Here is a 12,263-nt window from a genome sequence, read left to right on the forward strand (position 1 = left end):
CAACCATTTGAAAATTTTATAAAACCGCCTTTAAGAATCGTTTTGAGACCGCTTCACCCAGGCGGTCCGGCCGTGTTCAAAGGCGTCAAAAATTTTTTCACTTGAGAAAAAATACTTGTGGCGCCCTGGGCTCTGCTGTATAACGGGATTCACCTTGAAGCAGAATCCTTTTGGGGAGCTACCTTTCAATGAAGCTGCATGAATATCAGGCCAAGGAATTCTTCAGCCGTTTCGACATTCCCGTACCTCAAGGCTCGGTGGCCAGGACACCTGAAGAGGCAAAAGACATCGCCAGGGGGCTGAAGCAGGGTCGACTCGTGGTCAAGGCCCAGATTCACGCTGGAGGGCGAGGCAAAGGCGGCGGCGTCAAGCTCGTGGATAGCCCTGATGAGGTCTTTGAGGCGGCTCGCGGACTCTTGGGTCAGAACTTAATCACGCCTCAGACCGGGCCGGAAGGCCGCCTGGTGCAGCAGGTTCTCATCGAGGAGGCCCCTGCGTACGAGGGGGAATATTATGCTGGCCTGACCCTGGACCGGAACCTGGCCCGGCCGGTGATGATGGTCAGTCCGGCCGGAGGCATGGAAATCGAGGAGGTGGCCGAAAAGACGTCGGAGCTTATCTTCAAGGAAGCGGTGGACCCTGGCCTGGGCTTCCTGGCCTTCCAGGGCCGCAATCTGGCCGAGGGCCTGACATGGGGAGGCAGCCTCTTGAGGAGCGGGGCGGCTCTCTTTTCAAACCTGTACCGCCTCTTTATTTCCCTGGACGCTTCGCTGGCCGAAATCAACCCCCTGGTTATCACCGCAGAGGGTCAGCTCCTGGCCCTGGACGCCAAGATCAGTATTGACGACAACGCCCTCTTTCGTCACCCCGACATGGAAGAACTGGCCGACCCCAACGAGATGGACCCCCTGGAGCTCGAAGCCAGTCGGCACGACCTGAACTATATCCGGCTGGATGGCAACATCGGCGTCATGGTCAATGGGGCCGGTCTGGCCATGGCCACCATGGACCTGATCAAGCAGGCCGGGGCCGAACCGGCCAACTTCCTCGACGTGGGCGGCGGGGCCGACGCTGAGGAAACCGCTCAGGGGTTCAGAATTATTCTGTCCGACGAGCGGGTTAAGGCCATCCTGATTAATATTTTCGGAGGCATACTTCGCTGCGATGTTCTGGCCAAGGGTGTGATCGAGGCTGCAAAAACGGTCCAGGTCAAGGTCCCGATCATCATTCGCCTGGAGGGGACTAATAAAGATGAAGGCCAGCGCCTTCTGAACGAGTCGGATCTGGACTTTACCGTGGCCCATGATCTCAAAGACGCAGCTAAAAAAGTGGCGAATCTGGTAAGATAGCGGAGCGTATATGAGCATTCTGGTGGATAAAAACACACGGGTTATCGTGCAAGGGATAACCGGCTCGGAAGGACGTTTCCATACCGAGAAGATGATCGAATACGGAACCAAGGTCGTGGGAGGCGTGACCCCGGGCAAGGGCGGCCAGGAGATTTTCGGTCTGCCGGTCTTTAATACGGTTGACCGGGCCATGGCCGAGGTTCAGCCTACGGCCAGTATCATCTTTGTTCCGCCCGCCATGGCCGCCGACGCCATCATGGAGGCTGCCGCGGGTTTGAAGCTGGTGGTGTGTATCACCGAAGGCATTCCGGTCCTCGAGATGGCCAGGGTCTGGCACTACCTGCGCCAGCGGGGCGTGATTCTCATCGGCCCCAACTGCCCCGGCATCATCACTCCCGGACAGACCAAGCTCGGGATCATGCCCAGCCCGATCCATCTAGCCGGTTCTATCGGCGTCGTCTCCCGCAGCGGGACCCTGACCTATGAGGTCGTGAGTCAGCTTTCAGAGGTGGGTCTGGGCCAGTCCACCTGCCTCGGAATCGGCGGCGATCCCGTCATCGGCCAGTCTTTTGTGGATATTCTCAAGCATTTCCAGGCGGACGACCAGACCGAGGCCGTGGTGCTGGTGGGCGAGATCGGCGGGCGGGCTGAGGAGGATGCGGCCGGGTACATCCGGGCCGAGTTCAGCAAGCCCGTCTTTGCCTTCATCGCCGGGCGCACGGCCCCGCCCGGCCGCCGCATGGGTCATGCCGGGGCTATCATCTCCGGGAAATCCGGGAAAGCGGCCGATAAAATCGCTGCCCTGAAGGGTGCAGGCATTCACGTCATCGAGGACCTGGGCGTCCTGGGTGAGACGGTCAAGGATGTCCTGGGCTGAAAGGCTGAGGCCAAAGGGCGAGCCAGGGCCTTAGATGAAGATTCTGCTTCACATCTGCTGCGGACCATGCGCCATCTATCCGGTCCAGGCCCTGAGAGAGGCCGGGCATGAGGTTCACGGTTACTTCTTCAATCCCAATATCCATCCCTATCAGGAATACCTCCGGCGGCGGGATACTCTGGCTCAGTATGCCGAATCAATTGAACTGCCTCTCATCTTCGCCAAAGGATACGACCTCGAAGGCTTCCTCAGAGAGATGGTCTTCCGGGAGACGGATCGCTGCCGGTTCTGCTACCGCCTCCGCCTGAATCAGGCCGTTCATGTGGCCAAAAGGGGAAGGTTCGAGGCCGTCACCACGACGCTCCTTCACAGCAAGCATCAAAACCATGAACTCATCACCGAGATCGGCCGCGAGGCGGCGCGGAAAAGGCGTATCGAGTTCTTTTACCAGGACTTCCGTGAAGGCTGGAAGCAAGGAATCGTCCGCTCCAAGGAGCTGGGCATGTACCGCCAGCAATACTGCGGTTGCATTTACAGCGAAAAAGAACGCTTCTACCGGCCGGGCAGCGGTGCGAGGCAGAACCCCGGCCGGTGAAACAATGACCGTGGCCCGACTGGCCAGAGAAAATTTAAGATATTATCTCGTGGCCACGGTTATGAAAACGGCCAGGGTAAGTAAAAAAGATCATGAGAAGTACAATGCGTCCTGGCCCATCATCCACGGAAAGCTCCCTATCAGCGGCGCACAGATGATAGACCTGTGGCCTTGCAATCACCTGGGCTTTACCTTTGGCGATTTTCTCCCGCACCTGGTCGAAATGGCTGAAAGAACAGATATCGGCTATGTCGTCTTTGACGAGGCTGGAAGGAAATATACAAAGATCAGTTAATCATTAGCTTTGGGGATAGATACCTGCTGGACGCCGAAAAATGGCAGGCTGGAAAGCCTGTCCCATATCTTGCCATAAAGCTGCAACTGGGCTACCATGAGGCCTGAGAAAAATTGTTCTCATGGCCGCTGATGAAAAAAACGACCCCAGGGCCTTTCGCTGACGCAACAATCGGTCAAGGGGGAATGGGCGACCCTGACCATGACCAGAACGGAGGCATCATGAGGCGCTTTCTGATTGATCCGGCGCTGCCAATCTCTGATCAGGCCGCATTGACCGGGTCACAAGCCCGCCATGCCTTGCGCGTCTTACGTCTCAAACCCGGGGACCAGGTCTGTTTAATAGACGGCCAGGGGCATGAATGGGAGACTCGTATCGTCTCGACCGCCTCTGACCGGGTCGAACTGGACGTCATAGAACAGAAGGCCTCCCTCAAGGAGTCCCCCCTGGAACTGACCCTGGGGCTGGCGGTCCTGAAGGCCGCCCCCATGGACCTGGTCATCCAGAAGGGAACCGAGCTGGGGCTGAAAAGGCTGATCCCCCTTTACTCCGCCCGCAGCGCGGTTCGTATGAACCAAAGCCAGGCTGAAAAGAGGCGGGCGCGCTGGCAAAAGATCGCCCTGGAGGCCCTGAAGCAGTGCCAGCGTGGCTGGCCGGTGGAAATCCATGCTCTGGCCAGCCTGGAGGTCTTCCTGTCCGCGGCGTCTCAAGCTGACTTGAGGCTCATGCTTTATGAAGAAAAAAGAAGCGCCTTAGGAGCGCGCTTCAAGGAACTGCTACGCCAGAGTCCTGAGCCGCGCTCCGTCTTTGTCCTGGTCGGACCTGAAGGCGGGTTCACCTCTGAGGAGGTCTCCCGGGCCGAAGAGGCGGGTTTTGAAATTCTGGGGCTGGGGCCGAGGGTCATGCGTTCCGAAACAGCGGCCCTGGCCTTGATGGCTATTTTAGGTTTCGCCTGGGGCGATTTGTAAAATTTTGATTGATTTTTATCATTTAACCGTGTAATATATAGAGGTTAAACTTAAAAATCTCTTTAGCCCGAACAATAGGAGGGCCGTATGAGGTGTCCCAAATGTGGCCTGACCAGTTTTGATCACAACGAGGTCTGCCCCAAATGCGGGCGAGGCCTGACTCCGGTGCGGGAGCAGCTCGGCCTCATAGCCGTAACTCCCAAGCCGGTTTTCTTCCTGGGGTCTCTGCTGAGTCAAGGGGAATCCGAGGATTTCACCTTTGAAGGGGAGGAGACCGAACACCTGGGCACTTATGATGAAGAGGTCTCCGAGATGCCGGAGGAGGCCGAAGCGCCTGCTGAACTGGAAGAGGTGGCCACTCTTGAATTCGAGGCCGAACCGGGGGAAGAAATTCAGCCGGGCATGGTTGAAGTTACGCCCGGAGACGAGATTGAATTCGAGCTGCCTCAAGAGGGTGAGGAGCTAGAGATTCAAACTGAAGAGCCTTCCGAGGTGGTCGTTATGGAAGAAGCCGAGCCCGTGGCCGATCTGGAGGCTGAAGAGACCCTGATTCTTGAACCGGGAGAGGAAGTCGAACCTGAACTTAGCCTGGAAGTTTCACCCGAACTTGAAGAGGAGACGGTTAGCTTTGAAGCCGAGGCAGAGGAAGCGCCAGAACAGGAAATTGACCTGGAAATAGATTCCATGGCTGATGAGGAGCTTGCTGAAGGAGAAGCCGAAGAACTGGACCTGGGCGATCTTTCACTTGAGGATGAAGCCCTGGAGGCCACAGTGCCTGCCCGGGAGCCCGAGGAAGAGCCTGAAGCGGCCCCGGAAGAAGAACTGGACCTCACCGACCTGGACCTGGAGCTGGGCGAGGAAGAGGGCCTTGAAGAGAGCGACATTGAAGATTTGGGGCTGACCGACCTGGAGCTGGAAGAAGATACCATAACCCCCACCGCCGCGCCGTCTGAGGAGTTAATCCAGGAAGAGGCCCTCGCGTCTGGTGCTGAGGATGAGGGAATTTCGCTCGATGACTCCACCGTGATCATCGAAGACACCGGGGAGGCGGCCACGGCCGCAGCGGCTGAGCCGGAGCAGGACGAGGAGCTCGACGAGATTGAACTGGATTTTGACGACCTGGAGCTGGAGGAGGAAGATAAGAGCTGATAACTTTTTTTTAAACCGTCCCGATGGGACTCAAAAAATTGTGGATATCTAGCCTGGCAATGAATTGCCAGGCTATTATCATTGCGTTCCTCACAGAACGCCAATAAAACAACCTGCCAGACTCAAATATTGTTAGCCAGCGAAACATTCACTCCTACAAAATTCTTTAGAAATCTGGAAAACAACCATTCTGATGAACTAACGGTGTGGAGCAAGGCGTGTGTGAGGCGGTTTTCCTCATTGGCATACCGGTCATAGAGTGGGTGCAGTCTTGCTTTATTAATTTTCATTGCTCACCTTTCTTTACAAGGGACTTATGAGGGTTTGCAAAATATTTTCTAAATGAGCCGTCAGTGTGAACTGCTAGGGCTTTCCAGGTCAACGTATCATTATCAGGCCGCGGTTCGTGGGCCTTGAGGCGATTTATCCCATAGAAAGGCTTTTCAACTCCCCTGGCGACCGAAAGCCACCCCTCTTTCCACGGCTCTGGTGTTCAGGGCCAGTATTTCGTGGTTGGTTGAACCTGCGGTCTCGATGAGGGCCTGCTTGATGCTTGTTTGAGCAACCGTCTCTGTCCTGCCAATCAGTACGCCCAGGAATATCATGTTGGCTAAGCGGTCGTTGCCCACCTCAGCGGCCAGCTCGGTTGAGGGAACCATTATCACTTCAGGGCCTTGAACCTCCACTTCTTCCGGCCTGATTAAAGATGAATTCACCAGCAGCAGCCCATCGTTCTTAACTCGAGGCCCGAACTTGACCAGAGAGGGCTTGTTCATGACGACACACCCCTTCGGGTTGGTGATGCTGGGGGAGCCGATGTCCTGGTCGGAAATGACCACGGTGCAGTTGGCGGTGCCTCCGCGCATCTCAACGCCGTAAACAGGCAGGTAGGTCACCTTGCGGCCCTCCAGCATGGCGGCTTGGGCCAGAAGGTTGCCGATGAACATGACGCCCTGTCCGCCGAAACCCGCAATGATCAGATCAAAGTACAAAAAATCGCTCCTTAACCAGCCTTGGCCTGGGCTTCAGCTTTGAATTCCTTGAAAACTCCCAGGGGAAAAGCGGGAATCAACTCCTGGCCCACTCGCTCGCAGGCCTGGGCCGGTGTCATCTTCCAGTTGGTGGGGCAGGCTGACAGGTACTCAACAAACCCCAACCCCATCCCTTCAAGCTGGGCCTCGACCGCCTGCCGGGTTGCTTTTTTGGCCTGCATCAAATTCTTAATATTGTTGACGGCTACCCGCGCGGAATAGGCCGTTCCGGCCAGGTTGGCTAGCAGTTCGGCCATGTGAATCGGATGCCCGGCCTCCTGCGGGTCCCGGCCTCTCGGAGTGGTGGTGCTCTTCTGGCCGATCATGGTCGTGGGAGCCATCTGGCCGCCGGTCATGCCATAGATGGTGTTATTGACGAAGAAGACCGTCACATTTTCACCCCGGTTTGCAACGTGGATAATTTCCGCCGTGCCGATGGCCGCCAGGTCGCCGTCGCCCTGATAGGTGAAAACAAAATTATCCGGGCGGGCGCGCTTCACGCCGGTCGCTACTGCGGCGGCCCGTCCGTGCGGCGACTCGATCACATCCACGTCAAAATAATCATACATGAAGACCGAGCAACCGACCGAAGCCGCGATGATAACCTGCTCCCGGAGTTCGTACTCATCAATGACCTCGGCCACGATACGATGAATGATGCCATGGTGGCAGCCCGGGCAGAAGTGGAAGGGGACATCAATCAAGCTTTCGGGTCGTTTAAAAACCTGTTTCATTTTCCTCTTTCACCGCCAAGAGGCGGCGCTCCTTAAGGCCCATCACTCTGAATAGGCCTTCTTGATCTCCTTTAAAAATACGTCCGGCGCGGGCAGGGAACCGGGAGGCAGGCCAAAAAAATCAACCTGGGTACCCGGTTCCACGGACAGCCGCACATCCTCGATCATCTGGCCGGTGTTCAACTCCATGGTCAGGAAGTGTTTAACCTGGTGCGAGGTCTTTCGAATGAAATCCTGGGGAAAGGGGAAAATGGTGATGGGCCTGATGAGGCCGACTTTTAACCCCTCTTCCTGGGCCATTTTAACCGAGGATTTCAGGACCCGCGCCATGGAACCGAAAGCCGCCACGACCAGACGGGCATCTTCTAGATAAAGGGCCTCGACACGAATATCCTCTTTCATGCGCTGGTATTTGCGAAAGAGCTTCCAGTTGTGCTCGGTCAATTCGCCATCATCAAGGTACAGGCTTTTGAGATACTGGGCCGGTCGTCCCTTGGCGCCGGTTAAGGCCCATTTCTTTTCGAATATTTTAGGCTCATATTTTTTAAGCTCCAGCGGTTCTTTCATCTGGCCCAGCATGGCATCGCCCAGGATCATGGCCGGATTTGAATATTTGTCGGCCATGTCAAAAGCCAGCATGATCAGGTCGTAGCATTCCTGAATCGAGTCCGGAGCCAGAACAAAGACGCGGTAATCGCCGTGCCCGCCGCCTCGGGTGGCCTGGAAATAATCCCCCTGCGAGGGAGATATTCCGCCCAGGCCCGGTCCGCTGCGGCTCATATTGACCACCACCCCGGGAATCTCACTGCCTGCCATGTAACTGAGGCCTTCCTGCTTCAGGGAAATGCCAGGGGATGAAGAGGAGGTCATGGCCCGAACGCCGGTGGCGCCGGCCCCGAGCATCATGTTGATCGAAGCGATCTCGCTTTCAGCCTGAATAAAGGTCCCGCCTACTTCGGGCAGATGAGCAGACATGTACTCCGGGATTTCGTTCTGAGGGGTAATGGGATAGCCGAAATAGAAACGACAGCCGGCCTCGATCGCCCCCATAGCCACGGCCTCATTGCCTTTGATAAGGACCTTCTTTCTTTTGTTTTTTTCCGCTAGCGCCATACTTCAATCACCACGTCCGGACACATCTCGGCGCAGAGAGCGCAGCCGTTGCACCTTTCCGGGTCTTCGAGTTCAGCCACCGCATAACCCTGGTTGTTGAGCCTGCTGCCCACAACAATCAGCTTGCGCGGGCAGGCCTCGACACACAGCCCGCAGCCCTTGCATCTCTCTTCCCTGAAAGATATTTTCGCTTTTGTTTCAGCCGCTGCGGCTGGCATGTTTTTATCTCCCCACACTCTCCACGGCCTTATCCAGACCGGCCATGTCCTGAATATTGATGGTTTCCACGGGCGCGTCCCTGGGTACGATCTTCCTGTTCAGTCCGGCCAGAACCTTTTTCGGACCGACTTCAAGGAAATGGCTCGCGCCGCCAGCCAGCATATTCTCGATGATTTCGAACCATCTGACCGGAGAGATCATCTGCCGGGCCATGATGGATTTGATTTCATCAGGGTCTGTCTCAATCCGGGCCGTCACGTTCAAGTAAAGATCGCATCTTGGCCTTGAAAAGTCCGTCTCCATAATGACGCGGGCAAAATCCTCGGCCGCGGCCTCCATGAGCGGGCTGTGCCAGGCCCCGGAGACCTGAAGAGGCACTGTCTTGGCCCCGTCAGTCCCGGCTAGTTTCGCTGCCGCGGCCACAGCCTGGGCCTCACCGGTAATAACGGTTTGCTGGGGCGTATTATAATTAGCCACCACGACTGTGCCCTTATCCCTGGCCAGTTCCGTTATTCCCTCGACCCGGTCGGGCGTCAGGCCAATAATGGCTTGCATGGCTCCAGGCCGCTTTTCAGCCTCGCGGTGCATCAGCTCGCCGCGGCGGTTGACCAGGTTCAAGGCATCGGCGGATGAAATGACACCGGCCGCGGCTAGGGCGGAGTACTCTCCCAGGGAATGCCCGGCCGTAGCTTCCGGGGTCAGACCTTTTTCGGTCAGGGCTTTGAGGCAGACCAGATTGACCGCGGTCAAGGCAGGCTGAAGATTAACGGTCAGGGTCAGTTCTTCGAGCGGTCCTTCGAAGCAGAGCCTTGTAATTTGCTTGCCCGTGACCTCGTCGGCCAGGTCAAAGATCTCCCTGGCCCAGGCATGGGCTTCGTAAAAATCCTGCCCCATGCCCACGAACTGGGAGCCCTGGCCGGGAAAGATAAAGGCGGTTTTTACCATGGTAGGTATCAAACCTCGTCGGGGCTTTTTAGAATCCATATGCTCCCGTTACATGGCCCGTAAGCATATATGCTCCTCGGGTAGGTGTCAAGGTTCTGGAAAGCCTTGCCATTGGCTCATCAGAAGCCACACCCTGATTGAAACCTTAAAGAGCTTTTATCAAAAATTCCCTCTGACCAATCTTTTACCTACCAGTTTCTCAAAGACCAGATCATGAATAAACGGCCGGAATTTTTTGATGGCCTCGTTGGTTGAGGAGGGGTGAACGCGGTTGGTCAGGAGGATTACAGTCAGGTCCTGGTCAGGGTCGTACCAGAGGGAGGCGCCTGTGAAGCCGAGATGCCCGACGCTGGCGCGGGAAAAATAATGACCTGCCGCAGAATCGTTCTCCACCGGTCTGTCGAAACCCAGGGCGCTGTTTAAAGATATGGCTTGACTCTCCCACAGCCAGAAGGATTGAACAATGTGTTTTAAGACCAGGCGGCTGCCAGGTTCATGTCGAAAGGAGGCGCGCAGAGAAGCCATGATACGCCAAACCTCACCCGCGGTCCCGAACAGGCCCGCATGCCCGGCCACACCGGACAGGGCCCAGGCGTTTTTATCGTGCACCTCACCCTTAAGTACTCCGCCCCGGTCAGGGCAGTCTTCGGTCGGAGCAATGGACCCGGCTGAGGCAAGATTCTTGCGATCCATGGGCCGGTACCCTGTTCGCTTGAGACCCAGGGGCCTGGCAACAAGCTCCTCAAACAACTGTTCCTGACGGGCCTGAGCGATTTCCTCCAGGATCAGACCTAATAAGATGAAATTCAGATCGCTGTATTCCGATCGCTTACCCGGCTCAGACTCAAGAGGCTCCTCGAGTATCAATTCAGCCATGCGGGTGCGATGTTTTCCAATCGGGACTTGATTAAGAACCTCAAAGTAAGGCCGCCAGGCTGGCAGGCCGCTGGTGTGGCTGAGAAGTTGAGTCAGGGTCAGGCCTCTTTTATCCGGCGGCACACGGCCCGGCCAGAGTTGCTTCAAGGAAGACTCAAGGCCGAACCGGCCCTGTTCCAGAAAGATCATAGTTAGGATGGCGGTGGAGAGCACCTTGGTCAGGGAGGCCAAATCGTATATAGTTTCAGTGCGGACCGGGCTGGCCTTGAGGCTGTATTCAAGTCTGCCCGCGGTAATAGTCGCGGCCACCTGACTGCCTCGGGCCGCCAGCAGCACACCGCCCGGGAAAACCCCGGCCGCAACCGCCCGATCCATCTCTTCCTGCAGTCGCCCGATATTCACACTTTTTCTGTTACTCTCTCTCACGCCAGGTATGGTTCGGTCAGGTCCAGGCTCCGGGCCTGAGTGTCCAGGATGGCGCGAGGGCCGAGCGGTAAGGTTAGATTCCGCGATCCATGACCCACAGGGAAGTCGGCCACCACAGGGCCGTGGAAACCGGCCAGGTTCCTTTCAAGCACGCCATGTACCTCAGAGCTTGATCCGCAATCGTTAAACTCCCCAAAAATTATGCCCGAACATCGCTCGAGGACCCCGGAGAGTCTGAGGGTGGTCAGCATCCGGTCCAGGCGGTAAGGCGATTCGCCGGTATCTTCAAGGAAGAGGATGGCTCCGTCCAGGTTTGGGAGGACTGGTGTGGCCAGGAGATGTATCAGAATGGTTAAATTCCCTCCCAGAAGAGGGCCTTCAGCCTGCCCAGGCATAATGACGCGAATATCCTTCAGAGCCAGAGGAAAGACTGGCTGGCCAAAAAGCGTTCTTTTGAGCATTGAGGTTGTTTCTTCATCGGCCTGAGAAAGGGATGTAATAACCGGACCATGAAAGGTGACCAAGCCGGTGGCATGGTGCAGGGCCAGGAGCAGTGCGGTCACATCGGAAAATCCGATCATAATCCTGGGTTTGGCCTTGATAAGGCTGAGGTTGATCCGGTCGAGGATCCGCATTGATCCGTAACCGCCGCGAGCGCAAAAAATCGCCCTGACCTCCTCGTCGTTCAGCAGGGTGTTGATTGTTTCGGCCCGATTTTCATCCGTACCGGCTAAAAAACCGTCCTGTTTGAAGATGTCCCCAGGGCAGCGGGTTTTCAGACCCAGGGATTCGAGACGAGCCAAACCGGTTTTAAAGCGGGCTTCGTTAAAAGGACCGGCGGGCGCAGCCACCCCCACGATATCCCCCTGTCTGAGGGGCCGGGAAAGGAGGAGTTTCCGGGGTTCAGTTCTGGTCACGAGGGGTCCGATTAAGGTTGAAGATAATCCTCAGACCGTCCAGGGTTAAATCAGGGATGACTTCGTCAATCGTCTCCGATTCTGCGGCAATCAGATGTGCCAGGCCGCCGGAGGCGATAACCATGGGATCGGTCCCGGCTTCGGTCTTCATGCGGCGGACCACCCCGTCAATCAGGCCGACGTGTCCATAGACCAGGCCGGCGAGCATGGCGGAGATGGTATCTCTGCCAATAGCCCTTTTCGGCCGCGAGATTTCAATACGCTGGAGTTTGCTGGCCTTCTGGAAGAGCGCTTCACTGGAGATAATCAGGCCGGGAGCGATGACGCCGCCCACGTATTCGCCTTTGGGGGAGACGTAATCAAAATTCGTGGATGTGCCTAGGTCAACGACAATCAGGGCGCGGTGATATCTCTCATACGCGGCCACCACGTTTACGACCCTGTCAGCTCCGACTTCTTTTGGATTGTCAATAAGTATAGGAATACCCGTTTTGATGCCAGGACCCACGACCAACGGTTCGGTGCGTACATACTTCCGTCCAAAATTTACCACAGCATCCAGCATGGGAGGCACCACACACGAGATGATCATTTCGTCAGCCTGTGCAAAATCGAGTCCCTGGGAGTCGAAAAGATTTCGGAAAAGCATGCCCAGCTCGTCCACGGTCACATCCCTTTCGGTCCGGATACGCCAGTCCGCCTTGAGGGTATCTCCTTCAAAGGCTCCGATAACGGTATTCGTATTCCCAATGTCAATGGCGATCAGCAT

Annotated in this window: 14 protein-coding genes; 6 read left to right on the forward strand and 8 right to left on the reverse strand. The window is 56.4% G+C overall.

Translation table 11 applies throughout. The features are described from left to right. The first annotated feature begins 188 nt into the window (after window positions 1-188). The 6 genes from sucC to JRI95_01055 all read left to right on the forward strand — a co-directional run bounded on the left by sucC (window position 189) and on the right by JRI95_01055 (window position 5,233). A complete protein-coding gene (gene sucC, locus JRI95_01030) occupies window positions 189-1,349 on the forward strand; it encodes an ADP-forming succinate--CoA ligase subunit beta (protein MBW2060125.1) in 1,161 nt (386 codons plus the stop codon). A gap of 10 nt (window positions 1,350-1,359) precedes the next feature. After that, window positions 1,360-2,226, forward strand: coding sequence for a succinate--CoA ligase subunit alpha (gene sucD / locus JRI95_01035; protein ID MBW2060126.1), 867 nt, complete (start codon window positions 1,360-1,362; stop codon window positions 2,224-2,226). Window positions 2,227-2,260: 34 nt separating this feature from the next. Then, on the forward strand, window positions 2,261-2,821 hold the full coding sequence (locus JRI95_01040) for an epoxyqueuosine reductase QueH (GenBank protein ID MBW2060127.1): 561 nt from the start codon (window positions 2,261-2,263) through the stop codon (window positions 2,819-2,821). Beyond that, window positions 2,796-3,116, forward strand: coding sequence for a hypothetical protein (locus JRI95_01045; protein MBW2060128.1), 321 nt, complete (start codon window positions 2,796-2,798; stop codon window positions 3,114-3,116). The genes JRI95_01040 and JRI95_01045 overlap by 26 nt, the downstream gene beginning before the upstream one ends. A gap of 221 nt (window positions 3,117-3,337) precedes the next feature. Next, entirely contained in the window at window positions 3,338-4,084 is a 747-nt protein-coding gene (locus JRI95_01050) for a 16S rRNA (uracil(1498)-N(3))-methyltransferase (GenBank protein ID MBW2060129.1), read from the forward strand. Between the two features lie 87 nt (window positions 4,085-4,171). Further along, window positions 4,172-5,233, forward strand: coding sequence for a hypothetical protein (locus JRI95_01055; protein MBW2060130.1), 1,062 nt, complete (start codon window positions 4,172-4,174; stop codon window positions 5,231-5,233). Between the two features lie 443 nt (window positions 5,234-5,676). Here JRI95_01055 and JRI95_01060 read toward each other — a convergent pair whose 3' ends face one another. The 8 genes from JRI95_01060 to JRI95_01095 all read right to left on the reverse strand — a co-directional run bounded on the left by JRI95_01060 (window position 5,677) and on the right by JRI95_01095 (window position 12,263). Further along, on the reverse strand, window positions 5,677-6,225 hold the full coding sequence (locus JRI95_01060) for a 2-oxoacid:acceptor oxidoreductase family protein (GenBank protein ID MBW2060131.1): 549 nt from the start codon (window positions 6,223-6,225) through the stop codon (window positions 5,677-5,679). Between the two features lie 11 nt (window positions 6,226-6,236). Further along, entirely contained in the window at window positions 6,237-6,998 is a 762-nt protein-coding gene (locus tag JRI95_01065; GenBank protein MBW2060132.1) for a 2-oxoglutarate oxidoreductase, read from the reverse strand. Between the two features lie 42 nt (window positions 6,999-7,040). Beyond that, window positions 7,041-8,111, reverse strand: coding sequence for a 3-methyl-2-oxobutanoate dehydrogenase subunit VorB (locus JRI95_01070; protein MBW2060133.1), 1,071 nt, complete (start codon window positions 8,109-8,111; stop codon window positions 7,041-7,043). Further along, window positions 8,102-8,329 (reverse strand): ferredoxin family protein, encoded by a 228-nt coding sequence (locus tag JRI95_01075; protein ID MBW2060134.1) that lies wholly within the window; start codon window positions 8,327-8,329, stop codon window positions 8,102-8,104. The genes JRI95_01070 and JRI95_01075 overlap by 10 nt, the downstream gene beginning before the upstream one ends. A 4-nt stretch (window positions 8,330-8,333) precedes the next feature. Continuing rightward, entirely contained in the window at window positions 8,334-9,275 is a 942-nt protein-coding gene (gene fabD / locus JRI95_01080; protein ID MBW2060135.1) for an ACP S-malonyltransferase, read from the reverse strand. A gap of 159 nt (window positions 9,276-9,434) precedes the next feature. Further along, window positions 9,435-10,553 carry a beta-lactamase family protein gene (locus JRI95_01085; protein MBW2060136.1) on the reverse strand — a complete coding sequence of 373 codons (1,119 nt, stop codon included), beginning with the start codon at window positions 10,551-10,553 and terminating at the stop codon, window positions 9,435-9,437. 20 nt (window positions 10,554-10,573) lie between these two features. After that, the gene (locus tag JRI95_01090; protein MBW2060137.1) at window positions 10,574-11,494 is read right to left on the reverse strand and encodes an LD-carboxypeptidase; all 921 of its coding nucleotides are present in this window, start codon (window positions 11,492-11,494) and stop codon (window positions 10,574-10,576) included. After that, window positions 11,481-12,263, reverse strand: coding sequence for a type III pantothenate kinase (locus JRI95_01095; protein MBW2060138.1), 783 nt, complete (start codon window positions 12,261-12,263; stop codon window positions 11,481-11,483). Before JRI95_01095 ends, JRI95_01090 begins: the two co-directional genes overlap by 14 nt.

It is taken from the genome of Deltaproteobacteria bacterium (assembly GCA_019308995.1).
Taxonomy (GTDB): domain Bacteria; phylum Desulfobacterota; class Desulfarculia; order Adiutricales; family JAFDHD01; genus JAFDHD01.